A 25742-nucleotide genomic window follows, 5' to 3' on the forward strand; every position below is an offset into this window, starting at 1 on the left:
CGATAAGACTCCAGGCCCGTGGAGCCGCGCCAGCTCACGGATTCGATGAAGGGAGACGCACATGAGCATGTTCGATTCGATGAACATCGCAGCGTCAGGGTTGTCAACGAACCGTAAATGGATTGACGCGGTTTCAGACAACATCGCGGGGATGAACAACATCACCTCCACAAATGAATCCGCTTTCCAGGAGCGCTTCATCGTTGCCAGGGCCGCCAGCTACGGCGAACCCAAAGGGACCTACGTGGCCGGAAACATGTGGGGGGATCCCAACGGTCGGCTCATCTCGATGCCGAACCACCCCTTGGCTGATGCCAACGGCCTAGTCCGTGTACCTGACATTGATCTATCTGACCAAATGGCCTCATTGATGATGGCTCAACGCGCCTACCAGGCCAATGCCTCGGTGGCTGAACGAGCAAAGACCACATACGAAGCAGCGATCGGAATCGGCAAATGAGTATTGCTCCCATCCCTCCATCTGTCGGCTTCGGTGTGACGCCAGGATTCGGGATCAACCCGGCCTACGGCGTCTCTGCCACGCTTCCGACCACGCCAAGCGCCCTGCGCGACCCCGACTCAGTAGCTGGCCCTTCTTTCGGTCAAATGCTCGCCCAGAAAATCGACCAGCTGAACACGATGCACCTGCGCACCGACGAGCTGGCCCGCGCCGCAGCCACCGGTGACCTTAAAGACGTACACGAGTACACCATCGCCGCGGCTGAGGCAGGCGTGGCCACGCAGCTTGCTGTTGCCGTGCGCAACAAGGGCCTTGAAGCGTTCAACGAGATCATGCGGATGCAGCTGTGAAGAACGAAAAAATCCAACACATCGTCACCCGCGTCAAGGGGACGTTCAACGACTTCACTCGCGGCCAGAAAGCCGTAACGATCATTGCCACTCTCGTTGCGATAGCTGGAGCCGTAGTTTTCTTCATGTGGGTGAGCAAACCCACCATGGTGCCGCTCTACACCACTCCTGTCAGTGACACAGACGCTGCCGCTATCCAGAGCAAACTGACTTCCGCAGGTGTGAAATACACGCTCAGTGGGAACACTTTCGAAGTGCCGCAAGACCAACGCGACAAAGTACGTCTCGACCTTGCAGCTGAAAACCTGCCAAGCAAAACCGACGCCTCACAAGGCTATGGTTTGGTCGAAAAAGCGCCAGTCACCGCCTCTGATGAGCAGCAGCGCATTCTTATCCAACGCGCCACCGAAGGTGAATTGGCTGCAGCGATCCAAAAAATTGACACGGTCCAAGAGGCAACAGTCCACCTTGCATTGCCCAAAGAAGACGTTTTCGTTCGGCAGAAAACTAACCCCACCGCCTCAGTGTTGGTGACGCCTAAACCAAACGAGACTGTTTCTGCCTCACAAGTTGAGTCGATCGTGCACTTGGTGTCGGCGTCTGTGCCGAAGCTGACCCCAGGCAACGTGACCGTTACTGACTCACAAGGCCGTCTTTTGTCAGCCGAAGGGACCCTCAGTGCCAGCGCTGGCGAAGCCCGGCTAGCCCAACAGCAAGCCACGAGCATGGCGTTGCAAACCAAAATCCAAGCAATGTTGGACAAGGCCGTCGGTGTGGGAAACTCCACGACCACCGTCAATACCGACATGAACTACGACAACTCCAAGGTCGAAACAAACGAATACCTCCAGCCCAAGCCCGGCGCACCAGCGTTGCAAAACGACAACTCCCGCGAAACCTTGACCGGTTCGGGACAGACTCCCATCGGGGGAGTGCTTGGCCCAGACAACATCCCCGTCCCCAACGGGAATGCTGGCAATAGTCGCCAAAACTGGGAGAAGACCACCACTAAAGAGGTCCAGCCGTACGGCACCCGCCGTACCCTCACCGACCAAGCTACCGGCGGGGTCAGCAGGCTCAATGTGGCGGTCATGCTCGACCAGCGCACCACCGGGGCTATCAACCAGCAACAGATTCAGCAGCTGGTGGCCACCGCAGCAGGCATCAACCCCCAACGCGGTGATGTCATCACCGTCTCAAAGGTGCCTTTCGATCAGACCGCAGCGCAGGCTCAAGCCCAGGCCGATGCCGCAGCCGCAGAGCAGAAACGTATGGACGATCTGTGGGCGCTGGCCAAGAACATCGGTCTGCTGTTGCTCCTGTTGCTCGCCTTGCTGATTGGGTTCCTGTCCACCCGCACCCGCAAACGCGAGGTGGAGATCGAGGAGTCCGAAAGCATCGACACTCCTACGCTGCCCGAGCTGCCCGGAGGCCGTGGCGCGATGGGCGAGCTGGAAGGAAGCCCGGCGGCGTACGACCTCGACGGCGACGAACTTCCTGTGGTCGAAGCTACGCCGGTGGATCCGCAATCGATTGCGCGGGCCGCCGCACGCGAAGAGATCTCTGGTCTCGTCGAGGACAGTCCCGAAGAAGTTGCCCGCTTGTTGCGCGGGTGGATGGCAGAACGGAAGTAGCCCCTCATGAGTACCGCGCAATTGTCCGGTCTGCGTAAGGCCGCGATCCTCCTCGTACAGCTCGGTAAAGAACACTCCGCTGAGATTCTTAAACAGCTCCGTGAGCCAGAAGTGGAGGCATTAACCGCTGAAATCGCTCGTCTAGAAAACGTGGACGTCGACACGTTGGACGGTGTGCTCGAAGAGTTTCAGCAGCTCGCCAAGGCCCGTAAGTATTACGTGCAGGGAGGTGTTTCGTTCGCTGAAGAGGTTCTCGTCGCCACGATGGGGCAAGACAAAGCGAACGAGGTGATGCAGCGTCTGTCTGCCTCGATGGTGGAGATGCCGTTCGAGTTCTTGCGGCGAGTTGAGCCCAAAGTGTTGCTGACCTACTTGGCCGACGAACACCCGCAGACGATCGCCTTGGTCATTGCCTACCTTCCTGCTGATCAAGCCGCCATTGTCTTGTCTGGGTTGTTGCCAGAAACACAGGCTGAAGTGGCACACCGGTTGGCCATCATGGATCGCACCAGTCCGGAGATCGTTAAGCAGGTGGAGTCTCACCTGGAACGGCGTCTATCGACGGTGGTGCAGGCCGCTGACTCCACCACCGTTGGTGGCCTTAAGCCACTGGTTGACATCATCAACCAGTCCGACCGCACTACCGAACGGATGATCCTCGACGGTCTAGAGAAACGCGACCTCGACCTAGCCGAAGAGGTCCGGGCACACATGTTCATGTTCGAGGACATCACTGGCTTGGACGACCGCGCCATCCAGGTAGTGCTGCGCAAGGTCGAGTCCAAGGATCTTGCTGTGGCGTTGAAGGGTGTGCGTGAAGACGTGCGCGAGAAAATCACCCGCAATATGTCCGAGCGGGCTGCCTTGTCGTTGGCCGATGAGATCTCGATCCTGGGACCAGTGCGACTCAAACAGGTCGAGGAAGCTCAGGCCGTGGTGATCCGCCAGATCCGCATGCTGGAAGAAGCCGGCGAGATCGTGGTGGCACGTGGCGGAGGGGACGAGTTCGTTGCCTAAGTCGAACCGACAGAGCTCGGCAGCGCTGGTTGGTCGGCGCAGTGGATTCGTGCTGCGCGGTAAAGAAGCTGAAGAAAACACCCGACGCGCAGTGATCTCTTCGGACTTAGTGATGAGCCCGTTCGCTGGTGTTGACTATGCCGACCCGCGCCTGACTGACCCGCACATGCATAAGCTCGTGGAAGAAGCCCGTGAAGAGGGCCGACGCCGCGGCTATGAAGAAGGACATACTCAAGGGTTCGAGGATGGCCGGGTCGCTGGGCTAGAGATGATGGCCGGCGAGATCACCAAGATGAAAACAGCTGCCGAAGCCGAAGCTGAAGCCAACCGCACCAGACTCAAAGAGTTCCACGCCGCGGTAGAGAACGCAGTACAGAATGCTCTGGACTATCAGATGCCGATGGTGGAAGAGCTACGAGGACTCGTCGCTGACTTAGCAGTCGATATCGCTGAAGAACTCGTAGGACATCATTTGGCAGTGGGGGAGTGCGCCGCGGTGGATCAGGTGCAGCGAGCCCTCGCTTCGATTCCGCGAGACGTCGATGTGACATTACGGGTCAACCCGCAGGATCTGGAATTGGTGGCCAACTACGCCGGATCTGTCTCACAAGAACGGCGAGTGCGAGCTATTGCTGATGACACGATTGCTCATGGCGATGTCGTGGCAACAGCGCGCAACCTTGAAGTGACGGTGACGTTGGCCGACGCGGTTGCGGCGGTACGGAAGGTGCTGCATCCGTGAACCTTGATGTCCCAGCGCGTGAAAGCGAACGTTCCTACTTACTTGATCGGGGCGTCTATGCAGACTTGCGGGCACAGATGCTGCGCGCCACTGCTCCGGTCGCGCACGGCACCGTGGTCAGTGCGGTGGGGTTATCTATCGACGTGGCCGGGCTCCAACTAGCGGTAGGGGAGGCCGTGCGGATCCTCGGGGACGATGGCCCGATCATGGCCGAAGTTGTGGCTTTACACGAGGGATACGCCTCCTGCATGCCGATTTCGGATTTGCGTGGGGTTCGGGCAGGCAACCCAGCTATCGCCACCGGTGGCGCGCTGGAAGTGCCCGTCGGCCCAGGGATGCTAGGGCGGGTAGTAGATGCGTTGGGGCGCCCTATGGATGGTGGGCCGCCGCTGAGTGATGTCACCCTCGTCACCACCGAAGGAAGCCCACCGCCGGCCATGGATCGGGAACGGATCGGCACCCCGATGCCCTTAGGGGTGCGCGCAATGGACACGTTGATCCCATGCGGTAAAGGACAACGTTTAGGCATTTTCGCTGGATCAGGTGTGGGAAAGTCCTCGCTGCTGTCGATGATTGTTCGGGGCTCTTCAGCGCCAGTGTGTGTACTGGCCTTGGTGGGCGAGCGCGGTCGTGAAGTCAGAGAGTTCGTTGAAGGTGATCTCGGCCCCGAAGGTTTGGCGCGGTCGGTGGTTGTGGTGGCTACCTCTGATGAGCCTGCGCTGGTGCGTTTGCGTGCCGCCTCCACTGCCACCCGTATCGCCGAGTGGTTCCGGGATCAAGGCCAGGACGTCATCCTGTGTATGGATTCGGTGACGCGTGTAGCGATGGCTCAGCGCGAAGTCGGGCTGGCATCCGGGGAACCACCCGCCACCCGCGGATACCCCCCGAGCGTTTTTGGGATCATGCCCAAACTGCTGGAGCGGGCCGGGATGGCAGCCACCGGGTCTATCACGGGCTTGTACACGGTTCTTGTTGACGGTGATGACCTCAACGACCCCATCGCCGACAACGTGCGTTCCATCCTCGATGGGCACATCGTCTTGTCCCGCAAACTCGCTACTCAAGGACATTTCCCCGCAATTGACGTGCTGGAGTCCATCTCTCGTGCCAATAAAGCCCTCACTACTCGTGAACAGCGTGAAGCTGCCACAACCGTCCGTAAGCTCATGGCCGCGCAGCGAGATGCTAAAGACCTCATCGATATCGGTGCCTATGTCAAAGGCACTAACCCACTCGTCGATAAAGCTCTCGAACTAGCCCCAGAGATCTCTTCTTTCCTTGTGCAGGACATGGAAGACCTCACCCCCTACGACCAGTCCTGGGCGCAACTGTCCGCGATCGCCGCGAAGTAACTCACCACCCCTGGCGCCCTACCTCCATCGAAGCCCAACCTGTGAGTTCCTTGTGAACTCAAGGGTGTTCCCTTAAAGCAGGGAAATACAGCAGGCGAGCCAACGCACCTGCGGCAGACATTGGAGGACACATGAAAAACACGCACGCCCGCGCTCTGGCAGCAGTAAGCGCCATGTCGTTAGCACTATCTGTGACAGCAGGAACCACAAGCGCTTGGGCCAACCGCCTCCACCACGGAACCACAGCCGCCAGCCCCGCACCGATCGCCACCCACACCTGGTCACACCTGGCCGGCCCCACCTCCAAAGCCCAACTTCAGGCAGCCCTGACCACCGCCGGTGTCGAGAAAAAACGTATCGGCGTGCTCCTGAAGCACGCCGACCAATTCACCGCAGCAATCCACCCAGTCAAGCTCAGTGGCACATTCACACCACTGCCCTTCACAAAGAAATACGACGTCTACGACCTCCAAGAAAAATGGAACAAAAAACACCCCAACTTCCACGGATACAACTGCCGCATCACGGCCTACTCACTCATGGGGCCACACATCACCGTCGGAAAAAACCCAGCACCCACACCCGCCCACCCCGACCTATTCCTTGACGAAGAATCCCTTAAAACTGACCCCTCAGCACTCATCGGCGGACAAAACATCAACGCCTTCAAAAACATCTTCACCACCATCCCCACCACCCACACAACCTCAACAAAAACCCACGTCGAAACCGTGCAAGCAGCCTGGAAAAAACGCGGCGTCACCTTCACCGGAAACACCAAAGCCCGCCTCATCTCAGTGTTCCAGCACAACAACATCGACAAAGACGACCTGTTCATCGGACACACAGGCGTGGCCTTCCCCCAAAACGACGGTCGTGTCCTGTTCGTCGAAAAACTCGCCTTCCAAGAGCCCTACGTCACCACCATGTTCGCCAACCGAACCGAACTAGCCAACCACCTGTTCAAGCAGTACGACCTCAACAACCCCGACCTTGGACTGGCCAAACCCATCATCATGGAAAACGACAAACTCATGGAAGGCGCCCCCAGCGCCGCATAAACACCCCAACTCTTCCCTCTCACAAAAGGCCTCGTCGCACCCACCGTGCACGAGGCCTTTTCTTCGCACCACCCAACCCCAACAAGCACCTCACAAGCACCACCAACCGCGCCGATAAGAGCACAGACACCCCACCACCAACAGCACCCACCGCAGGAGGTGACATGCCCAAATTCACCACCCCATACGACACCCTCCTGCGCGTACGGCGCATCGAAGAAGACAAAGCCAAAGCCGCCCTCGCCGCTGCCAACGCCGAACACCGCGCCGCCCTCGCACGCCTAGACTCCACCCGCCAAGCCCACCGCGACGCCATGAACAAATCACATGGTGAGACCGACATCAACGGATTCATGCGCGAAGCACTCCACGGCCAACGCCTTGCCCAATCCATCATGTGGGCCAGCTACGAAGCCGAAAAAGCAGACACAACAAGACAAACCGCCCTCGGTCACGTCACCAAAGCCTCACAACGCACCCAAGGCCTCGAACGCCTCGTCGAACGCGCCAAAGAAGAACGCTTCGAACGAATGCTTGCCGCCGACCAACAGGTAGCCGAAGAGAGTACTGCAGGGGTCCGTGCCCGCAAGGCCGCCGCCGAGGCAGCACGCCGCGCCGCACAAACCCAACACCACCCAGAAACACCGCACGACACGCACGAGCAGCACACGAGGGGAGCATGATGGCCGTCGAGGTGAGCGGAATCACCGCAGCACAGGCACGAGTCGCCCAGCTGAACAGCATGTTCGGCCAGTCAAACATGCCCGCCCCTACCACCGGCACCGCCTTCTCCACCTCCATGGACAACGCCCTGGAGGCAATCAAAAAACCCGCCAACACTGCTACCGCCCTGCCCATCACCGGCTCTGCAGAAATCGATGCCAAAAACAGGGCAGCAGCCACCGTCGAACGCCCCTTCATCTACAACCCCTCCGCCCGCGAAGCTGCCCTCAAAAGCGACGCCAAAGACGTCTTCGCCAAAGCCGCCGCAGCAGCCCGCGGTGAAACCCCCACCACCGGCGCCGTCACCGACACCCCCGTCAACATGGACGGCAGCACCAAAGCCGACAAACTCATCGCCACCGCCAAGAAATACCTAGGCATCCCCTACAAATGGGGCGGAACCAACCCCAACGTCGGCCTCGACTGCTCCGGCCTGGTCCAACTCGTCTACAAACAACACGGCATCAAACTGCCCCGCGTCGCCGCCGACCAACAACGCATCGGCACCAAAATCGACAGCATCAAAGACGCCCGACCCGGCGACCTCGTCTACTTCGGCGACCCCGCCCACCACGTCGGCATCTACGTCGGCAACGGCAAAATGCTCCACGCCCCCCACACCGGCGACGTCGTCAAAATCTCCAAACTCCACAAAGACCTCTCCACCATCCGCCGAGTCCTACCCAACGACGCCTGGACACCTCCGGTCACCACCCTCAAAGCAGCACGCACCGAAACCCTCGCTGCCCCACGCTCCGTCGCCGGTGTCCTAGCCCAAGCCCCCGCCGCATACCAAAAACTCTTCCTCGCCGCTGAGGACAAATACGGAGTCTCCGCCGACCTCCTTGCCGCCGTCGCCAAACAAGAAAGCAGCTTCAACCCCACAGTGGTCAGCCACGCTGGCGCACGTGGCCTCATGCAACTCATGCCCGGCACCGCCCGCGCATTGGGCGTCACCGACCCCTTCGACCCAGCCCAAGCCATCGACGGCGCCGCACGCCTCCTACGCGACCACCTCAAAACCTTCAAAACAGTAGAACTCGCGCTCGCCGCCTACAACGCCGGCCCAGGAGCGGTCCGTAAATATCACGGCATTCCCCCCTATGCCGAAACCCAAAACTATGTCCGCAGGATCACCGCAAACCTCAAGGGAAGCAGAGCCTGATGAGCCGTCTGGAAATCTCGCCGGTGAACGCCGCTGAGGCCGCCCTCACCCGTTTACGTAAGTCATCCCGCGCCGGGATGGCCGCGCGCGACTCCCACGACCGTGCCTTCGGTGAAGCGCTCCGCAGCGCCACCGACACCCCCCGCCGAGTCTCTCGCGAAGCCCAAAATCGCACCTCCTCACCACTGGGCGTCAAGAACTCCGAGACCGACACCGGCCACGTTCACACTTCCCCACAGCCGAATGGGACCGAACAGCCCAATACCGTGCGCTCCACCCAACCTGTTCAGGCGCAGACTCCCACTGCATCTGAACACAACACGCTGCAGCAAGGGATCAATAACGCCCAACAAACCCCGAATACGCCCACCGTCACCGGGGGAGTAGCAGCACTTCTACCAGGCACACCCGGTATTGAAGAACCAATGATTAGCATCGGCGCAGCCCCCCTCACCGGCGCTGACGCTCCCATCATGGCGTACACCTCACCGATTGCTGGTCCCGTGACCGGAGTGCTTCCTGGACTGTCTGAAGCTAACGGCGCAGCCACCACCGCTACACCCGCCATCACCGAAACCTCACCATCACCATCCTCACCCACCACCTCCACCATCCCTGGCATCACTGGCACACAGGAGACGAACACCCCGATCAATGCCGCCCCCACAGCACCGGCGGCTACCCCCACCCTGCCAGTTACCACCCCCACCACCGACCAAACCACGCTGCCGGCCGTGGGCGCGCCTGAACAAGCAGCGTCCACACCACCTGTTCTTGACCCATCTGCCACAGCAACGCCTGCCACCAGCAACGACATCCCCGCCTTTGAAGAAGGCAACAACGCTGCACAGCTGCCCCCACAACCTGCTGCACCTAACAACCGTGACGCCTCAACACCGACATCCCCCCAGCAGCCGGTAACCCCGACACCCAACCAACCCACTAATGAACAACCTGAACTCCACGCCACACCCAACAGCCCAGACCTGACTGCGCCACAGCCCACACTCCCTGAACCCACCACACCTACCGCTGACCAGAACGTGCGCACCGCCGCGGAAACACACCCGCAAACCCCGCAAGGCACCCCCACAGCTACCGATATCTCCGTGCAAGCCAGCGAACTAGGTCTCCTTACACCCAACTCGCTGGGACAAACACCACCAGCACCCACCCCCACCCCAGCCCCGACCGAAGCCACCACCGAGGCCGCAACAACCCCCACAATCACCGCCCCACTAACCCCCACCCCAGCCCCAGCGTCCACCTCGTTCCCCACGCCTACACCTCAACCAACGGCGCAAAACACCCCTGAACAAGGTACCCTCCCCAATAGCACCGGGGCACAACAGCCGCCAGTAGGAAACGAACTCACAGCACCATCGGTTGACACACCCGAAAACGTGGCCACTTCACCAGTGACCGGGCAACCCGCACCAGCCGCGCCCGCCACACCAGCGCCAACCGACTCCACCCCCCAAACCCCCACACCCACTGCGCCCCCGCCTGCCAACGAGGTCCCCACCGACCCAGCCAACACCCCCGGGGAAGACACCACCCGGCCCACCACACCTGCCGCCCCCACCACACCACCCACCCCCACCGAAGAGGTCCCTGCCCCACCAGCCAACGAACGCCCCACCCTGCCATCCCCGGCCCCACGGCCAGAGAACCCAACACCTGTTCCCACACCGGAGCCCTCCCGCCCTGATTCCCGCCGCCCGGAGGCACCTCCATCTACCGCTGAACAACAGCCTCTTGCGCCAACCAGCTCACGCCCACCCGCGGAAGCAGCCCCACCAGCATCACAACCCGCACCTGCCAACCAGACAACCCCTGCACAGCAAACACAGGGGGTCTCAGTCACCACGCCCACCTCAGCGACCGTTCCCTCTGGTAGCACGCCCGCCCCCATGGTGAGCGCACCCGCCGTTCCGCTCTACCAGCAACTCGTCACCGGGGTGTCCCCGATGCTGCGCGGCGTTGACGGGCAATACGCCCTCATGCTGCAACTAACCCCCGTGAACCTCGGACACGTGCAACTACAAGTAAGCGTCAAATCCGGCCAGGTATCCATCCATGTCAAAGCAGTAGATGCCGCCACCGGACAACTCGTCGAAGAAAACCTCGACGACCTCAAACAAACCCTGGAACAACTCGGCGTGAAAACCGGAAGTATCGATGTCTCCACAGGTGAAAGCGGAGACACCGAAAGTTTCGAAGAAGCCCTCGGCGCAGACAGCCAATGGCAAGACTCATCCACCGTCACCACCGGCAACGGACAAACCAACTCCGACACCGAACAGCTACAACAGCCAGCCACCACCCCCACAACGAGCAGCGACGACCGCCTCAACGTCCAACTCTGACCGGACACCCACGCTTCTTCCCCTCCGATGAGGCACTCACCAGCTGCTGCGTGCTACCCGAGTATTTCGCCCCCCCTTCACTATCCAAGAGGACCACCATGACTGACACATCTGGCATCACCAACAGCACCACAAGCGGATTCGTCCCCACCACTAGCTCACCTACCAGCAGCTCCACTGGCAGTGCCCAACTTGGAACAGCAACAGTGAATGGGCAGACCGTCACCATCATTCAACCGGACGGCAGCAAATACACCTTCACCATGCCCAGGGCTACCTCGGATGGAAAAGGGGGGTGGACATCCGTTACCACCCCAGAAATGCAAGATCTCGCCAAAGAAACTGGCAAGAAGTACGGCACAACACTAAAAGCCGACGACTTTATGAAGCTTCTCGTCGCGCAGTTCCAGTACCAAGACCCATCAAAACCAGCTGATACTACCCAGATGATGCAACAGACTGCGTCGATGGGCATGATCGAACGTATTAATGAGATGGCCAGCGCCGCAGAGGCTATGACCAAATCCAGTGAGTCTCTCGCCGCGGCTAACAAAGAACTCGTTACATCTAACACAGCTATGACCCAACACTTAGGGTCCCTTCTTGCTCAGCAGTCACTTTCAGCCGCCATTGGCCTCATTGGACAGACTGTCACCTACACCAAAGGCACCGGTGACACGGCAACTACTGAACAGGGCACCGTTGAATCCGTAAAGATCGGGACAAATGGGCCGATTCTTAAAGTGAACGGGACAGACGTCCCGGTCGACTCAATCACAGCGGTCGCGCGCGGCACTGCCACGCAGGCCTGACACACAGCCTCTTCACCAGTAGCGGGTAACCACACTGACTCGCGAACCAATCCGCATCATGGATGACGCGGAACCTCCCCGGTCACGGATGACCACACCTTTTGGGAGTACGCAACGCACCGGCCCCTCCACCGGCACGTAAGCCACCTGGCACCTGCGTACAGCCTGATACGGCGGCGATCCCGCCGAGCGAAACCCCCGACGGCAGATCCCGTCTTACCGCTAAAAAACACATGTCGCTCACCCCAGCCCCCATATTGAGGGTGAGCAGGAGGATTCCCACTCATGATTCGTTCAATGTGGTCCGCCGTCTCCGGCCTTCGCAACCACCAGATCTACCTCGACGTCACTGGTAACAACATCGCCAACGTCAACACCCACGGCTACAAATCCACACGCGCTGTATTCGAAGATAGCCTCTCGCAGACCATCCGCAACGCGGCTGCCCCACGTGCAGGTGCCCCAGCTGACGGTGCAGTTGGTGGCATTAACCCGACACAGGTTGGGCTTGGTGTTCGTCTAGGGCAGATCTCTGGCGATTTCAAACAAGGTGGTCTCCAAGTCACTAACGTCCCCACAGATATGGCACTCCAGGGCGATGGGTTCTTTGTAGTGCAAAAAGGCGCACAAACTTTTTTCACCCGGAACGGCGCATTCAGTCTCGATAAAGATGGCAACCTCGTCACCGGTGACGGCGGATATGTAAAGGGATTCAAGGATGCAGCTACCGCAAATACCGCTGTGTCTGCTGCAAGTGACATCGCTGCTTTGCCAAATATCAAGATTCCTGTATGGCAAGCAAATGGTTCAGCTACTGCACCTACAGGAACCGGATACACCAGCTGGCAGGTCTCACCCGACGGCACTGTCACCGGGTTCAACCCAGATAAGCCAGCTGGCGAGGTCATCGGTGTTATTGCCGTCTCACGGTTTAATAACCCGCAGGGTCTTGACCGAGTGGGTGGCTCCATGTTCCGCCCCACCTTGAACTCGGGCGACCCGAGTGTTACAGGAGCTGATCGTGCTGGCGCAGGTCAGGTCATCCAGAACACGTTGGAGCTGTCCAACGTCGACTTGGCTGGTGAATTCACCAACCTGATCATGGCCCAGCGCGGCTTCCAAGCGAACTCGAAAGTTGTCACCGCCTCCGATGAGGTACTCCAAGACCTCATCAACATGAAGCGCTAATCCGCTGACTAAGTGACTCGCCACCTCGTGCCGCCCCTTCTTTCTCTGGATAGGGCGGCACGAGGTGAGCAGCATAAGCGCTATCAGCGCACTCATTAGCTCTTCACTAACCGAGAGGCCGGCATGTTCCGCTCTTACGACGTGGCCGCTAGCGCGCTGCGCTACCACCAGCAGTACCTCGATGTCGTCGGTAACAACATCGCCAACGTCAACTCCGACGGATTCAAAGGCAGCCAGTTCGTTTTCGATGAGGTGCTCAACCAACTCGTCGACGGCACCAAAATCGCCCCACCACGCCCCCAACCTCAAGGTGCCATCAACGCAGCCATGGCCGGGCTCGGCGTGACACGTCGCGCTATTCCCGGCGACTTCGCCCAAGGCGCCTTCAAAATCACGAACCAAGCCACCGACTTCGGTATCCAGGGCGAAGGCTACTTCGTTCTTCAATCAGCTAAAGGCCCGGTCTATACCCGCAACGGCAACTTCACCTTTGACTCGACCGGCACCCTCGTTGCTGGCGACGGTAAAAAAGTCCTTGGCACTGACAACCGTCCCCTCCAGGTGCCTGCCCAGTACCAAAACACGCCTTTCTATATGGATGCCTCCGGACAACTAGTCGTGCGCAACGGTGATCCTGGTGGCGTTGTTATCGGTCAGATGAAACTAGCCCGATTCACTAATCAGCAAGGCCTGCTCCGCGAAGGAAACACCGAATTCAGCGCCACTGCCGCATCCGGCGCCCCCATCGAAGGGGCACCAGGAACCAATGGGCTTGGCCAAGCAATTTCCGGTGTCACCGAGATCAGCAACATTCAGCTCGCTGACCAGTTCACCAACCTGATCATGGCCCAACGTGGCTTCCAAGCGAACGCCAAAGTCCTCACCACCACTGACGAAATGGCCGACCGCATCAACCAAATGCAATGACATAAAAGTCAATGAGGTACCTGAATAAGCGGGTGGCTGAGTTGCCCTTCACCAAGGCACCCATCCACCCGCTTACAGCGAACCTGCGTATCTACAGGCTTCTTGTCTTAATCACCCCGCTCACCTGCGCGAATCGCTGCCGCAATCCGATTGCTGCTGTGCTCAACTCCGCCCACCCAGCGTCGATAAGCAACTGTCGGCCAAGGACCGGACGACGAAACACAACCAGGGACGGGACCCCATGATCATCTGCACGAGACGGAACGGGACAAGCTTCGCGCTCAACCCCGACCTCATCGAGCGCATCGAAGCCACACCAGACACCGTCATCACGCTCGTCGGCGGCACCAAATACGTCGTCGCCGAACCCGTCGAAGACCTTGTCCACGCCGTACGCGACTTCCGCGCCTCCGTCCTGATCGCCACAAACACGCCGCCGTCGCCCGACGTTCCCCGTCACACACGGCTCCGATCCGTCTCGAACCCGGAGAGCTAAACATGGATCCGATCACAATGATCATGGTGGGGCTCACCTTCGTGGGCGTCATCGGAACAATGCTCCTCGACGGTGTCCACGTCACCGTCCTCATCCAGCCTGCCGCACTCATGCTTATCTTCGTCGGCACCTTCGGTGCCGCCTCGGCAGGCATGACCAAAGCCGACCTCGCTGAAATTCCTCGCGGATTCAAACGTGCCTTCCTCAGCAAAGCCCCCGACGCTTCCGGACTCGTTGACGTCATCGTCAAAATGGCCGACCGCGCCCGCCGTGAAGGGCTCCTCGCCCTCGAAGACATGGCAAAAGAAATCGAGGATCCCCTCCTCAAAGAAGGCATCCAAATGACCGTCGACGGCTCCGACGCCGACGAAATCGCCGAAATCCTCGAAATGCGTGTCACCGCCAAAAAAGAACAAGACAAAGTCGGTGCCGCGTTTTTCGAAGGCCAAGGCGGATACGCCCCCACCCTCGGTGTTGTCGGCGCCGTCATCGGCCTCATCCACGCACTCGGAAACCTTGACCAAGTCGACAAACTCGGCGAAATGATTGGTGCAGCCTTCGTCGCCACCCTCTGGGGTGTCCTCATCGGTAACGCCGTGTGGTTGCCCATGGCCGCCAAACTCAAACGACTCTCCGCCCTCGAAGTCAAAGGCATGGAGATGATCATCGAAGGTGTCCTCGCCGTACAAGCCGGAACATCCCCCCGCGTTGTAGAACAAAAACTGCGCTCAGCGCTGCCCAGCGGTGGAAAAGACACCGGTAAAGGCAAGGAAGCGAAGGCAGCATAATGGCGCGGAAAAAGAAACACGAAGAGCACGAAGAACACGCCAACCACGAACGGTGGATGCTCTCCTACGCAGACATTCTCACCCTCTTGCTTGCCCTCTTCATCGTCATGTTCGCAATCTCCAAAGTGGACCAGCAGAAACTGCAAACCTTCGCCGAAGGAACCGCCCAAGCATTCGGACAAGCAAACCTTGCCATGCAAGGAAAAAGCGGAAACCTCGACGGGCGTGACGGGATCCTAGAAAATCAGAAACCTGGTCAAGAAACAAAAGTGCCCGACAATGAAGCAGCCCAGCCCTCACCGCTGAGCCAATCGGCCCTCCAACGTGAACAAGCCGCAGCTCAAGCCGCAGCAAAAGAAAAAGAATCCCTCAAACAACTCCAAATCAAAATCGCTTCTCAACTCAAACAAGCTGGCCTAGCCAACGCTGCCAAATTTGAAATCAACGAGCGCGGACTCGTAGTCAACATTGTCACCGACAAAGTGCTTTTCGATACCGGTAAAGCAGACCTGCGCCCTGCAGGAAAGAAAGTCATCGACACCGTCGCGCCCATCCTCAAAGGCATCCCCAACTACATCGCCATCGAAGGACACACCGACAACGTCCCCCTCAACACTGCTAGCCGCTCAAACTGGGAACTATCCACCGACCGTGCCGCAGCAGTGCTGCGCACTCTCGTCACCGACGGAATCCCAGCCTCTAAAGTCTCCGCATCTGGGTACGCCGATCAGCGCCCCATCGCTAGCAACAAAGACGACGCAGGTCGCGCCATGAACCGACGCGTAGCCGTAGTGATTCTTCCCACCGTGCCACTGAACAATTCCGCCGCAGCCAGCAACGCCGTCCAACAACCACCAGCGGGAACGGCAGCGAACACGCCATCAAACAAAGTCGGCCCATAAGCCGCACTAACCACACAACCGTCAGCAGTCACCCCTCTAAGGAGAAAATACCATGGCCGACAGCGAAGAAGACGATAAAAAATCCGGCGGAAACAAAAAACTCATCATCATCCTCGCCGCCGCTCTCGTCGTAGTACTCGTTGCTGCTGGCGTCATTGTCATGATGCTGCTCGGAGGGAATAAAGAATCCGAGCCCGACCCCGCCACCCAAAACGGCGCCGTCTACGCGATGAAAGATCCCATGACTCTCAACCTCGCCGACGGAAAATTCCTCAAAGTCAACCTTGCTATCCAAATGAGCAAGGCAGGAGACGAGAACCTCACCAAAGCCGGGATCGACCCAGCTAAAGGTCCCGACCTCAGTAAAGCCCGCGACGCCGCCATCGAGATCCTCTCCAAATACAAATACTCCGAACTCCTCCAGCCCGAAAAGAAAAACGAAGCACAACAAAACCTCAGCAAAGAAGTGAAAAAACGGTACGACGGAGACGTGCTCTCCGTGTACTTCACAGAGTTCGTCATGCAATAAAGCCCAACCAACACAACCCCGCTGACGACACGATGGGTGGGGTGGCCAGACATACCGGCCACCCCACCCATCGCTGCACCCTCAGCTCGAAGCCTTCTGCCCCCAGCCATGATTCGCATCCCCACACCACGTTTCGCCTCAGATCGTCCCACCAGCTGTCGATCAGATCCCATGTGAGTGCTGAGCCGATCGTCTACGACTTCCGTAGCCCCAACCGGTTCAGTCGCGAGCAATTTAGGGCGCTTCAGGTGGCGAACGAAACGTTCTCCCGCCAGATCGCGACCGTGCTTTCGACGACACTGCGGATGGTGGTCCACTGCAACCTCGAGGAGGTAGAGCAAACAACATACGACGAATACATTTCTACCCTGCCCAACCCATCGTTGCTGGCCATCGTGACACTGGACCCTCTGCCTGACGCAGGCCTGTTCCACATGCCACTCGAAGTGGGAATGAACGTTATCGACCGTCTACTCGGTGGACCAGGCACCGCCACACAACCCACCAGGGCCCTATCCGAAATGGAAGCAGGGCTCATCGGGAACGTGCTGCGGCGCATGATCAACGAACTCGCCTACGCATTCGAAACACTCGAAAAAATCCAACCCGTAGTCGGGGCACTGGAGAGCGACGCGCAATTCATCCAACTGGTACAACCATCTGACCCGATGGTCGTATCAACCTTCGAACTGCGCCTGGGGGAGCAGGAAGCAAAAGCTTCCCTCGCACTCCCGATCTCCACAGTTCAACCCGCCCTAGACAAACTGACGGAAAAACCACCACTGGAACTCACCGGACCCCGGGCAGTAGCAGTGGAACAACTTCGCCAACAAGTTTCGACCGTGCCGCAAGTAGTCCGCGTCGCGTTCGATGAAATCACGCTCACCAGTGGAGACATCCTCGATCTCGAGGTAGGGGACGTGCTCCCACTGGGTCATCCGACCAACCAGCCGCTCACGATGTCAGCCGACGGAGTGCCTGTCGCTAAAGCAGTACCTGGATCGCATGGCCACCGTTTTGCTTGCCAAATCGTCTCCCTCTGACCGCTGAAGGATCACTGCATGTCCACGAACTCTTTGGACGTCGACTCCGCGCTCTTAGCCGCGGCAGGCGTACTACCCGCGCACTTCGCGGACACAGACGCCCTGCGGCTGGAGACCCTCGACCCGATCCAGGCAACCACCATGTCCCTTCCCGGTGGCGCGATCGGCGTAGAGACAAACCTCTCTAACGCTGACAACCTCGGCACCCTCGTCATGGTGGTCACAGGACTTATCGATCACGCCAAAGGTGAAATCTTCGACCGCAACGAAGCCCGAACCCTATGGACAGCCGCGCTCACCGAAGCAATGGAAGCCCTCAAAGGCGAAATCGGTGACTTCAAAAACGGCCAAATCCACATGGTCGACGCCTTCGACGCCCTCGAAAAAGCAGACGAATCCAACGTTGTTGGCGTATTCAATGAAGACACCCTCGCTGGCATGCTCATCGCACTGCCCAAAGAAGCCACCGGCCAAGGCGCTGCCGCCGAACTGGCCGCAGCCATCGCCGCCGCCGAAGCAGAAGAAAACGACGAAGACAGCGAAACCAGCGACAGCGAAGACACCACTGACGAAACCAGCGGCAGTGAAGACACCACCGCTGAGGACACCACCGACGACACCGCCGCAGCCGCTGCCAGCGCCACACCACCCCCCGGCTTCCCCCCACCGGGAATGCCAGGAGCCCCCGACCCTTACGCTGCCTACTACGCAGGAATGCCTGCATACCCCGGCCCCGGCGGACTCCAAGGACTCAGCCCCGAAGAAGCCGCAGCCATGCACGCCCAAGCCGTCGCCGCTCGGCAAGCAGCCCAACCCTCCACCACAGCTCCCCAGTTCCAGCCCCTCTATGGCGGCATGGTCATGGCCGCCGACCCTCGCCGCATCGACCTGCTCCGCGAAGTCATCATGGGAGTCTCCGTTGAGCTTGGCCGCACCCAACTGACTGTCCAAGAAATCCTCGGACTAACCCCCGGGTCCATCGTGGAACTCGACCGCGCCGCCGGCGCACCCGTCGACGTACTCGTCAACGGCACCCTCATCGCCCACGGCGAAGTCGTCGTCGTCGACGAAGAATTCGCCGTCAGGATCTCCGAAGTAGTCGGGCGAGAAGGTGCAATCACCGCATGAGCGGAACCTCCGGCCTCGAGCTTGCTGTGCGGACAATCCTCTCCCTCGGGGCCGTTCTAGCACTACTTGTCCTGTTCATGCGATGGCTAGAAAAAGCCAGCAACACCCGCCAAGCACGAGGCACCACCACCATCGCCACCGAGGTACTCAATCGCACCCCCTTAACCAAAAACGCATCCATGCACATCGTCCGCGTGGGAGGACAAGTACTCGTCCTGGGCGTCACCGACACCCGCATCAGCGTACTCACCGACCTGGGCCCCAATGATTTGACCAGCGACGACGACAACGACAACGCCTCACCCCAGCACGCCACCATCCACCCCCTCATCAATCGCCGCCACCACGAAACAGCCACCCGCATCGTCGCCGCCGTCACTGCCCGCACCGGACGCCACCGCGACCCCGCAGCTACCGCAGCCCGACTCGACCCCAGAAACACCAACCCCCACACCGGTTCGCAGGAGGCCCGATGAGCACCCGGAACCGCCCCACATCAGAGCCCACTAGTACCGGGCCCATCCCCACCCTCCACGGCTCCTTCACCCCTCGATTCATTCGCCGCACCCTCATCCCAGCCATCCTCACCGCGCTCATCCTCGCCGCCATCTTCATCACCGCCGCACTCCTACTCGGCAGCACCCACGCCTACGCAGCCACACCCGCACCCAACATCAACATCAACCTCGGAGACACCGGCAACAACCGCTCCCTGTCAGTGCAGATCATCCTGCTCATGACGGTCATCTCCGTCGCTCCCTCAATCCTGCTGCTCATGACCTCATTCACGAAGATCGCCGTGGTCCTGGCACTTGTGAGACAAGCCATCGGAACCCCTACCATCCCCCCCAACCAGATCATCGCCGGACTCGCGCTCTTCCTCTCTCTATTCGTCATGACCCCCGTCCTGGGTACTGCCTGGAACGACGGCGTCCAACCCTTCCTCGACGGAAAAATCAGCCAAGAAGTCGCCCTCAACCACATAGGCGATCCCATCAAAAACTTCATGCTTAATCACACCGGTGAACAAGAACTACGCACCATGATTGGCCTATCGGGCCAAAACCCCCCAGGTGATCGCACCGACACCACCTTCACCACCCTCATCCCCGCATTCGTTATCTCCGAACTTAAGAACGCATTCATCATCGGTTTCGTCATCTACATCCCATTCCTCGTCATCGACCTCGTCGTCGCATCGATCCTTATGGGCATGGGAATGATGATGCTTCCCCCCGTCATGATCTCCCTGCCCTTCAAACTGCTCCTATTCGTCATGGTCGACGGCTGGGGGATCATCACCACCGCGCTAGTCACCAGCTACGTGGGAGGCTGACATGACCGAAAAGAGCCACCCATGAGCGACCACGACGTCATGCAACTGGCTATCCAAGCGATGATTCTCGGAACCAAACTCGCTGGACCAGTCCTCATCGTCTCCCTTGTGATGGGATTCATCATCTCCCTCATCCAATCCGTCACCCAGGTCCAGGAAATGACCCTGACCTTCGTCCCCAAACTCATCGCCGTCGCCGCAATCCTGCTCTTCTTTGGCAACTGGATGATGCACGAAACCGTCACCTTCACCGAGACGCTCATCAACAACATCCCCCGCTACCTCCAGCGGTAACCACCAATGAACCTCAACCTCGCCTACGACCTCCTCGTCGCGATGCTGCTGGTATTTACCCGACTTTCTGTCTTTTTCACCCTTGCCCCACCCTTCGCTGGTCGTAACTTCAACGCCCGCGCCCGCGCCGCCATGTCTTTCGCGATCGCCCTAGCCGTAGCTCCTGTCGTGCGCCCCACCGTCACTGCGCAAACCTGGAATTCATTGACCAACTTCGCCACCGCCATCGGCTTTCAAGTGCTCGTCGGCGCCACTCTCGGTCTGAGCGTCATCATCCTCTTCACGGCTTTCCAGGCCGCCGGACAATACGTCGATATGACTGGCGGATTCGCTATGGCCAGCATGTTCGATCCCACTAGCGGCACCAACAGCTCCATCATCGGCCGCTACACCGGACTGCTCGCCACCGCGCTACTCTTCACCTCCGGCGGCCACCTCATCATGATCCGCGGCGTCCTGGAATCCTTCGACATCCAAGTCACCAAAGCCATCGACACCGGAGCCATCGCTCAAGCCCTCATCCACGACTTCGGCATCATGATCACCTCCGCCCTCCAAATCGCCGCGCCTGTTCTCGCCGTCCTCTTCCTCGCCGACCTCGCCCTCGGACTCGTTTCCCGCGCCGTGCCCAGCATGAACGTCTTCCAACTTTCCTTCCCCATCAAACTCATCCTTACCCTCACCCTCGCTTCCGTCTTCATCCTTGTCTTCCCAGAAGCTGTCACTCGCACCATCGCTGACGCTGTCGCCAGATTCCCCGCTATGACCGACATGCTCGGAGGGAAAAGCTGATGGCCGAAGACAAATCCAGCAAGACCGAAAAAGCCACCCCCGAACAACTCCGCAAAGCAAAAGCAGAAGGCAACATCCCCAGAACCCACGACCTCTCTATGTGGTTGACCGTCTTAGCCTTCTACGTACTCGGGCCCACCGCCCTATCCACCCTCTTCAGAACCGTCACTACCACCCTGCACGACATCGCACGAATCATCATCAGACCCGACCCTCGGCAAGCCCTCGAACTCTTCGCAAACAATCTCGTTGCCTACGTACGCATCGCCGGGCCGATCATCCTCCTGTGCATGGTTCTAGGAAGCGTGGGGCATCTTGTCCAAGGGGGTACTCGCCCCAACGCCAAACGATTCAAACCCAAATGGAAAAAACTCAACGCATTTACCGGAATCAAAAACCTCTTCGGCATGCAGGCTGCCTGGACCTTCGCCAAAACTATGATCAAATTCGTCGTCTTCGGCGTCATCGCCTACATGGGCGTCAAAGACACCATCTCTATGCTCACCGGCACCGGCCAACGCAGCATCACTACCGTCTTAGAAGTCACAGGTAACGCCGCCTACCGCGTCATGCTCTGGATCATCGTCGTCGGGCTCGTCATCGCCGCCCTCGACTACGGCGTCGAACGCCACCGCGTCGAAAAATCACTCCGTATGAGCAAAGACGAGATCAAACGCGAGAACAAACAACAAGAAGGCGACCCTCATATCAAAGGCCAACGCCGCGCCCGTCAACGCGAGATGGGCCAACGCCGCATGATGGCTGCCGTCAGCGAATCCACCGTTGTCCTAACTAATCCCGTTCACGTTGCCGTGGCCCTGCGCTACATATCCGGCGAAGGAGCCCCCCAAGTCGTTGCCAAAGGCGCAGGGCTACTTGCTCAACGCATCAAAGACGAAGCCGCAGCCAGCGGAGTCCCAGTCGTCCAAGATGTCATCCTCGCCCGCACATTGTTCAAAATGTGCGAAGTCGACTCCTACATACCTTTCGAGCTTTACGACACGATCGCCACCGTCCTGGCTTTCATCATGCGCATGTCCGACATCCGCCGCACCGAAGGCGCCCACCCATCCCCGGTGAAACATCCAGGCTGGAACGGAGTCGATCTGCCCGAGGACCTATCCGACGAAGCACTCGGCATCGCTAAATTCGGAGCACCCGAAGGTGCCTCCTACTCCAACACCTCCACCTACTAGCTTCTAACCAAAGCCCCTATCCCTCCAGCACTCTCAGATCACTATCCGCAATGCCGATGAGCATGCGTAGCCAAGGGGACCAGAACTATCTGGCCCCCAACCCCGTCCAGCGCTCGTGAGGTGCCGTGAAAAAGGATTACATCGCCACCATCGGGGTACCGGCGTTGATCATCGGCATCGTCGTCATGATGGTGATCCCTCTGCCCACCCTCGTGCTCGACCTTCTCCTCGTCACCAACCTCGCCCTGGCTACTGTCATCCTCGTCCTCGCCCTACGGGTGAAGAAACCCCTCGAATTTTCCACCTTCCCTGTGGTCATCCTCGTGGCCACTCTTTTCCGCCTCGCCCTCAACATCTCCACCACCCGACTTGTTCTTCTCAACGGGTTCGCCGGGCACGTTATCGAAGCCTTCGGTCAGTTCGTCGTCGGCGGGTCCATCGTTGTCGGTCTCGTGATCTTCATCATCCTCATGGTGATCCAGTTCATGGTCATCACCAACGGTGCCGGCCGCGTCGCCGAAGTCTCGGCTCGCTTCACCCTCGACGCCATGCCCGGTAAACAAATGGCTATTGACGCCGACCTCAACTCTGGCCTCATCGACGAAAATCAAGCCCGTTCTCGCCGCGCCGAGGTATCAGCCGAAGCTGACTTCTACGGCTCCATGGACGGTGCCAGCAAATTCGTCAAAGGCGATGCCATCGCCGCAGTCCTCATCGCCATCATTAACCTCGTCGGTGGCTTCATCATCGGCATGGTCCAGCGTGGCATGGATTTCCAGAGCGCTTTACAGACCTACTCGCTCATGACTGTCGGAGACGGCATCGTCTCTCAGATCCCTGCGTTGCTCATTTCTGTTGCAACCGGTGTCGTAGTTACCCGCGCTAGCACTAACAACGAGCTTGGAACCGACCTCCTCCAACAATTCGGCGCCAACCGCATCACCATCCAAATCGCTGCTGGTGTCATCCTTCTGCTGGCGATCGTCCCTGGCATGCCGTTCCTGCCATTTGCGCTTATTGGCGGTGCAGTCATGTTCCTGTCCACACGGATTCCCAAACTGGGAGAAGAACCGGAAGTCGAGACTCCCGAAGATCTCGAACCCCTTGTTCCGCAAAAAGATTCGCCTATGGCAATCGCGCAAGACATGCGGGTCGAACCGCTTGAACTCGAACTGGCCTACGACCTCATTGACTTGGTTGATGCCGCTAACGGCGGTGACCTCTTAGATCGAGTACGCGCGCTGCGACGCAAACTTGCACAAGAAATCGGCGTCGTGGTGCCTTTGGTACGTACCCGGGACAACCTTGACCTGCCGCCACGCACCTACGCCATCCGCGTGCACGGAGTCGAAGTCGCCCGCGGCACCGCACCGGCAGGAATGGTCTTGGCCATCGGCGACGATCTCGATGACCTACCAGGAACACCCACCACAGAACCCGTCTTCGGGCTCGCCGCTAAATGGGTGCCAGGTGAACTACGTGAACACATGGCTTTGGCCACTGCCACCGTCGTTGACCGCAGTTCCGTGGTCACCACCCATATGGCTGAGGTTGTTCGCGTTCATGCCGCAGAGCTTCTCGGCCGCGAAGACGTCAAGATGCTCGTAGACATGGTCCGTCAATCAAACCCGGTAGTAATCGAGGAGCTCACTCCTACGCCGTTGAGTCTGGGTGAAATTCAACGCACTCTCCAGGCGCTCCTCGATGAACGTGTGTGTATACGTGACCTCGTTCGCATCTTCGAGGCCATGTCTATGCGGGCCAAAATCTCCACCGACCCTGATGGGCTGACCGAAGCTGCGCGTGCTTCTTTGGGGCCAGCTATCGCTTCTAGTCACGCGGTTGATGGCCGGTTGTCAGTGATCACTTTTGATTCGCTTCTTGAGCAGCGTTTGCTTGAGAGCCTGCGGATTACTGAGGCAGGAGCGACCCTGATGATCGACCCGATGCTCGCTGAGAGCGTGGCTAACCAGATCGCCTCTGTTTCCGCAGAAGCCGAGGCTACTGGCGATCCACCTGTGTTTGTGTGTGCGCAGCCATTACGGCTGCCGATACGGCGCCTTCTGGAACAAGTGGCGCCGAGGATCCCTGTTCTTTCCTATTCGGAGTTGGGCGGTCAGCTCACGCTTGTCACGTCAGGAGTGGTGAATGTCGGCGAAATCGCAGCCTAAAAAAGGCAAAAAAGGTAAGAAGGGAAAGAAAGGAAAGGAGTCTGTCACCACGATTATCGTGGAAGAGAAGCCTGACCTTCCCCCTTTTAGTATCAGTGTGCTTTTCGCCACGGTGATGACGATCCCTGCTTTACTTAAGTATGTAGATGGCGGGATGGAATTCGATCAAATGATTCTTCGTTACCTTGCCGCGCTCATCGTGGCATGGGGGTTGGTGAACCTTGTTTATGGAGTAGCGAAATCTTTTCGTCAACAGAATGAGTCAAAGATCGAAGCTACAAAAATCGATCATGTCACTGGCGAGATGCTAGGTGGGCAGAATTACCGTGTCCCTAACGGGGCGACTGGTTACGAGCCGCCGCGGGAGCGGATGCCTGGAGAATAATGATCGAAATGATTTTTTAGGTAATAGATAAAGGGGTGGTTCCTGACCGTACGGTTAGGAACCACCCCTTTAGTTAGCGTCAGACTATGTCGATGCCCATGCGTTTGCGTCCTTCGCGTAAGTGTTTGCGCAGGAAAGCAAGATAGCTGTCGAGTTCACCTTCACTTAAAAGTCCTGCCAGTTTGACGTGCTCGTTGTATGAGGCGGTCATGTTGGCGGGGGTGAGGGCGCCTGCGTGTACTGCTAGGCGACGCTGGTGGTCGCGCAGGCTTTTGTAGAGGTCAAAGAAGAAGTCGTTTTCGCTCAGCTCCACGATGGCCAGGTGAAAGCTTGTGTCGGCATCGATGAATGCTGAGGCATTGTGGGCGCGGATTGCTTGCCGTTGTGCGTTGAGACATTCCCACAAGCGGTCTACGAGTTCCGCTGGAGGTTCAGGAGACTCGGATAGGAGTTTGGTGACGGCGAAGGATTCGATGATTTCGCGCGCCTCACCGACCGAGAGTGCTTCCTCGGCGGTGACTGGTACCACAACGGCACCGCGTTTGGGGTAAAGCTGCAGAAGCCCTTCCGCCTGGAGGCGGAGGAACGCTTCGCGTACTGGTGTGCGGCTGATTCCGAGTTCGGTGGAAACCGCGCCCTCGGTGATGACGTCACCACCGGCCAACGCCCCATCGAGGATTTTTCCTCGTGTGGCGTTATAGGCGCGTTCAGTCGCAGATATTGCACGCGACATGCCTCTCCCTCCAGTTGCCATAATTCCTTGCGGAATTTTAGGTGTTGAAAAATAGATCCCTTGGTATGGCTGGGATCTCCCCCTGGACTTGTAGTCGCTATCAATGAAGGTAGCGCTTCTGAGTCTCTTTGTCCAAGAGGAATACTGCA

27 protein-coding genes are annotated in these 25742 nt (G+C 58.8%); 26 read left to right on the forward strand and 1 reads right to left on the reverse strand.

What is annotated here, in order from left to right; all coding sequences use genetic code 11:
- Positions 1 to 61 precede the first annotated feature (61 nt).
- The 26 genes from AC2T9U_RS02430 (at position 62) to AC2T9U_RS02555 (ending at position 24860) form a co-directional block, all read left to right on the forward strand.
- Positions 62 to 460, forward strand: a complete 399-nt coding sequence (locus AC2T9U_RS02430; protein ID WP_028326744.1) for a flagellar basal body rod protein FlgC — start codon at positions 62 to 64, stop codon at positions 458 to 460.
- Entirely contained in the window at positions 457 to 810 is a 354-nt protein-coding gene (fliE, locus tag AC2T9U_RS02435) for a flagellar hook-basal body complex protein FliE (protein ID WP_208303827.1), read from the forward strand. Before AC2T9U_RS02430 ends, fliE begins: the two co-directional genes overlap by 4 nt.
- Positions 807 to 2444 (forward strand): flagellar basal-body MS-ring/collar protein FliF, encoded by a 1638-nt coding sequence (fliF, locus tag AC2T9U_RS02440; RefSeq protein ID WP_493696543.1) that lies wholly within the window; start codon positions 807 to 809, stop codon positions 2442 to 2444. The genes fliE and fliF overlap by 4 nt, the downstream gene beginning before the upstream one ends.
- Before the next feature lie 6 nt (positions 2445 to 2450).
- Positions 2451 to 3461, forward strand: a complete 1011-nt coding sequence (fliG, locus tag AC2T9U_RS02445; protein WP_115031184.1) for a flagellar motor switch protein FliG — start codon at positions 2451 to 2453, stop codon at positions 3459 to 3461.
- Entirely contained in the window at positions 3454 to 4203 is a 750-nt protein-coding gene (locus tag AC2T9U_RS02450) for a FliH/SctL family protein (protein ID WP_493696544.1), read from the forward strand. The genes fliG and AC2T9U_RS02450 overlap by 8 nt, the downstream gene beginning before the upstream one ends.
- A gap of 77 nt (positions 4204 to 4280) precedes the next feature.
- The gene (locus tag AC2T9U_RS02455; RefSeq protein ID WP_115032761.1) at positions 4281 to 5555 is read left to right on the forward strand and encodes a FliI/YscN family ATPase; all 1275 of its coding nucleotides are present in this window, start codon (positions 4281 to 4283) and stop codon (positions 5553 to 5555) included.
- A gap of 131 nt (positions 5556 to 5686) precedes the next feature.
- Entirely contained in the window at positions 5687 to 6616 is a 930-nt protein-coding gene (locus AC2T9U_RS02460) for a DUF4300 family protein (RefSeq protein ID WP_493696545.1), read from the forward strand.
- A gap of 164 nt (positions 6617 to 6780) precedes the next feature.
- A complete protein-coding gene (locus tag AC2T9U_RS02465) occupies positions 6781 to 7299 on the forward strand; it encodes a flagellar FliJ family protein (RefSeq protein ID WP_115031181.1) in 519 nt (172 codons plus the stop codon).
- Complete coding sequence (locus AC2T9U_RS02470; protein WP_493696546.1) at positions 7299 to 8504, forward strand: transglycosylase SLT domain-containing protein; 1206 nt, start codon at positions 7299 to 7301, stop codon at positions 8502 to 8504. Before AC2T9U_RS02465 ends, AC2T9U_RS02470 begins: the two co-directional genes overlap by 1 nt.
- A complete protein-coding gene (locus tag AC2T9U_RS02475; RefSeq protein ID WP_493696547.1) occupies positions 8504 to 10873 on the forward strand; it encodes a flagellar hook-length control protein FliK in 2370 nt (789 codons plus the stop codon). The genes AC2T9U_RS02470 and AC2T9U_RS02475 overlap by 1 nt, the downstream gene beginning before the upstream one ends.
- 98 nt (positions 10874 to 10971) lie before the next feature.
- Positions 10972 to 11685 (forward strand): flagellar hook capping FlgD N-terminal domain-containing protein, encoded by a 714-nt coding sequence (locus AC2T9U_RS02480; protein WP_493696548.1) that lies wholly within the window; start codon positions 10972 to 10974, stop codon positions 11683 to 11685.
- A gap of 285 nt (positions 11686 to 11970) precedes the next feature.
- The gene (locus AC2T9U_RS02485; protein WP_493696549.1) at positions 11971 to 12873 is read left to right on the forward strand and encodes a flagellar hook-basal body protein; all 903 of its coding nucleotides are present in this window, start codon (positions 11971 to 11973) and stop codon (positions 12871 to 12873) included.
- A 123-nt stretch (positions 12874 to 12996) separates the two neighbouring features.
- Positions 12997 to 13800, forward strand: coding sequence for a flagellar hook-basal body protein (locus tag AC2T9U_RS02490; protein WP_493696550.1), 804 nt, complete (start codon positions 12997 to 12999; stop codon positions 13798 to 13800).
- A 241-nt stretch (positions 13801 to 14041) separates the two neighbouring features.
- Positions 14042 to 14296 (forward strand): flagellar FlbD family protein, encoded by a 255-nt coding sequence (locus tag AC2T9U_RS02495; protein ID WP_493696551.1) that lies wholly within the window; start codon positions 14042 to 14044, stop codon positions 14294 to 14296.
- A 2-nt stretch (positions 14297 to 14298) separates the two neighbouring features.
- A complete protein-coding gene (locus tag AC2T9U_RS02500; protein WP_028326733.1) occupies positions 14299 to 15084 on the forward strand; it encodes a motility protein A in 786 nt (261 codons plus the stop codon).
- On the forward strand, positions 15084 to 15986 hold the full coding sequence (locus tag AC2T9U_RS02505; RefSeq protein ID WP_208303818.1) for an OmpA/MotB family protein: 903 nt from the start codon (positions 15084 to 15086) through the stop codon (positions 15984 to 15986). Before AC2T9U_RS02500 ends, AC2T9U_RS02505 begins: the two co-directional genes overlap by 1 nt.
- 52 nt (positions 15987 to 16038) lie before the next feature.
- Positions 16039 to 16515 carry a flagellar basal body-associated FliL family protein gene (locus AC2T9U_RS02510; protein ID WP_208303817.1) on the forward strand — a complete coding sequence of 159 codons (477 nt, stop codon included), beginning with the start codon at positions 16039 to 16041 and terminating at the stop codon, positions 16513 to 16515.
- 248 nt (positions 16516 to 16763) lie between these two features.
- Complete coding sequence (locus AC2T9U_RS02515; protein WP_493696552.1) at positions 16764 to 17558, forward strand: flagellar motor switch protein FliM; 795 nt, start codon at positions 16764 to 16766, stop codon at positions 17556 to 17558.
- 18 nt (positions 17559 to 17576) lie between these two features.
- A complete protein-coding gene (gene fliN, locus AC2T9U_RS02520; RefSeq protein WP_493696553.1) occupies positions 17577 to 18686 on the forward strand; it encodes a flagellar motor switch protein FliN in 1110 nt (369 codons plus the stop codon).
- Complete coding sequence (locus AC2T9U_RS02525; RefSeq protein ID WP_208303814.1) at positions 18683 to 19162, forward strand: flagellar biosynthetic protein FliO; 480 nt, start codon at positions 18683 to 18685, stop codon at positions 19160 to 19162. The genes fliN and AC2T9U_RS02525 overlap by 4 nt, the downstream gene beginning before the upstream one ends.
- Complete coding sequence (gene fliP / locus AC2T9U_RS02530; RefSeq protein ID WP_493696554.1) at positions 19159 to 20022, forward strand: flagellar type III secretion system pore protein FliP; 864 nt, start codon at positions 19159 to 19161, stop codon at positions 20020 to 20022. The genes AC2T9U_RS02525 and fliP overlap by 4 nt, the downstream gene beginning before the upstream one ends.
- 21 nt (positions 20023 to 20043) lie before the next feature.
- Complete coding sequence (locus tag AC2T9U_RS02535; protein ID WP_028326727.1) at positions 20044 to 20316, forward strand: flagellar biosynthetic protein FliQ; 273 nt, start codon at positions 20044 to 20046, stop codon at positions 20314 to 20316.
- 6 nt (positions 20317 to 20322) lie between these two features.
- Positions 20323 to 21108, forward strand: coding sequence for a flagellar biosynthetic protein FliR (gene fliR / locus AC2T9U_RS02540; RefSeq protein WP_208303812.1), 786 nt, complete (start codon positions 20323 to 20325; stop codon positions 21106 to 21108).
- On the forward strand, positions 21108 to 22304 hold the full coding sequence (locus tag AC2T9U_RS02545) for an EscU/YscU/HrcU family type III secretion system export apparatus switch protein (protein ID WP_115031167.1): 1197 nt from the start codon (positions 21108 to 21110) through the stop codon (positions 22302 to 22304). Before fliR ends, AC2T9U_RS02545 begins: the two co-directional genes overlap by 1 nt.
- A gap of 125 nt (positions 22305 to 22429) precedes the next feature.
- Entirely contained in the window at positions 22430 to 24475 is a 2046-nt protein-coding gene (gene flhA, locus AC2T9U_RS02550) for a flagellar biosynthesis protein FlhA (protein WP_493696555.1), read from the forward strand.
- The gene (locus tag AC2T9U_RS02555) at positions 24453 to 24860 is read left to right on the forward strand and encodes a hypothetical protein (RefSeq protein ID WP_028326724.1); all 408 of its coding nucleotides are present in this window, start codon (positions 24453 to 24455) and stop codon (positions 24858 to 24860) included. Before flhA ends, AC2T9U_RS02555 begins: the two co-directional genes overlap by 23 nt.
- 79 nt (positions 24861 to 24939) lie before the next feature.
- On the opposite strand, the gene AC2T9U_RS02560 is transcribed toward AC2T9U_RS02555, so the two are convergent.
- On the reverse strand, positions 24940 to 25593 hold the full coding sequence (locus AC2T9U_RS02560) for a GntR family transcriptional regulator (protein ID WP_115031165.1): 654 nt from the start codon (positions 25591 to 25593) through the stop codon (positions 24940 to 24942).
- Positions 25594 to 25742 lie beyond the last annotated feature (149 nt).

It is taken from the genome of Dermatophilus sp. B7861-1, from assembly GCF_058996045.1.

Excerpts from the sequence above, each read along its gene's own strand:
- fliP (WP_493696554.1), top strand. The coding sequence starts at position 19,159 with ATGAGCACCCGGAACCGCCCCACATCAGAGCCCACTAGTACCGGGCCC.
- AC2T9U_RS02475 (WP_493696547.1), top strand. The coding sequence starts at position 8,504 with ATGAGCCGTCTGGAAATCTCGCCGGTGAACGCCGCTGAGGCCGCCCTC.
- AC2T9U_RS02555 (WP_028326724.1), top strand. The coding sequence starts at position 24,453 with ATGTCGGCGAAATCGCAGCCTAAAAAAGGCAAAAAAGGTAAGAAGGGA.
- AC2T9U_RS02500 (WP_028326733.1), top strand. The coding sequence starts at position 14,299 with ATGGATCCGATCACAATGATCATGGTGGGGCTCACCTTCGTGGGCGTC.
- AC2T9U_RS02485 (WP_493696549.1), top strand. The coding sequence starts at position 11,971 with ATGATTCGTTCAATGTGGTCCGCCGTCTCCGGCCTTCGCAACCACCAG.
- fliR (WP_208303812.1), top strand. The coding sequence starts at position 20,323 with ATGAACCTCAACCTCGCCTACGACCTCCTCGTCGCGATGCTGCTGGTA.
- AC2T9U_RS02470 (WP_493696546.1), top strand. The coding sequence starts at position 7,299 with ATGGCCGTCGAGGTGAGCGGAATCACCGCAGCACAGGCACGAGTCGCC.
- AC2T9U_RS02535 (WP_028326727.1), top strand. The coding sequence starts at position 20,044 with ATGAGCGACCACGACGTCATGCAACTGGCTATCCAAGCGATGATTCTC.
- AC2T9U_RS02510 (WP_208303817.1), top strand. The coding sequence starts at position 16,039 with ATGGCCGACAGCGAAGAAGACGATAAAAAATCCGGCGGAAACAAAAAA.
- fliE (WP_208303827.1), top strand. The coding sequence starts at position 457 with ATGAGTATTGCTCCCATCCCTCCATCTGTCGGCTTCGGTGTGACGCCA.
- AC2T9U_RS02455 (WP_115032761.1), top strand. The coding sequence starts at position 4,281 with ATGCTGCGCGCCACTGCTCCGGTCGCGCACGGCACCGTGGTCAGTGCG.
- AC2T9U_RS02495 (WP_493696551.1), top strand. The coding sequence starts at position 14,042 with ATGATCATCTGCACGAGACGGAACGGGACAAGCTTCGCGCTCAACCCC.
- AC2T9U_RS02525 (WP_208303814.1), top strand. The coding sequence starts at position 18,683 with ATGAGCGGAACCTCCGGCCTCGAGCTTGCTGTGCGGACAATCCTCTCC.
- AC2T9U_RS02480 (WP_493696548.1), top strand. The coding sequence starts at position 10,972 with ATGACTGACACATCTGGCATCACCAACAGCACCACAAGCGGATTCGTC.
- AC2T9U_RS02430 (WP_028326744.1), top strand. The coding sequence starts at position 62 with ATGAGCATGTTCGATTCGATGAACATCGCAGCGTCAGGGTTGTCAACG.
- AC2T9U_RS02465 (WP_115031181.1), top strand. The coding sequence starts at position 6,781 with ATGCCCAAATTCACCACCCCATACGACACCCTCCTGCGCGTACGGCGC.
- AC2T9U_RS02490 (WP_493696550.1), top strand. The coding sequence starts at position 12,997 with ATGTTCCGCTCTTACGACGTGGCCGCTAGCGCGCTGCGCTACCACCAG.
- AC2T9U_RS02505 (WP_208303818.1), top strand. The coding sequence starts at position 15,084 with ATGGCGCGGAAAAAGAAACACGAAGAGCACGAAGAACACGCCAACCAC.
- AC2T9U_RS02460 (WP_493696545.1), top strand. The coding sequence starts at position 5,687 with ATGAAAAACACGCACGCCCGCGCTCTGGCAGCAGTAAGCGCCATGTCG.
- AC2T9U_RS02560 (WP_115031165.1), bottom strand. The coding sequence starts at position 25,593 with ATGTCGCGTGCAATATCTGCGACTGAACGCGCCTATAACGCCACACGA.
- fliG (WP_115031184.1), top strand. The coding sequence starts at position 2,451 with ATGAGTACCGCGCAATTGTCCGGTCTGCGTAAGGCCGCGATCCTCCTC.
- fliN (WP_493696553.1), top strand. The coding sequence starts at position 17,577 with ATGTCCACGAACTCTTTGGACGTCGACTCCGCGCTCTTAGCCGCGGCA.
- AC2T9U_RS02545 (WP_115031167.1), top strand. The coding sequence starts at position 21,108 with ATGGCCGAAGACAAATCCAGCAAGACCGAAAAAGCCACCCCCGAACAA.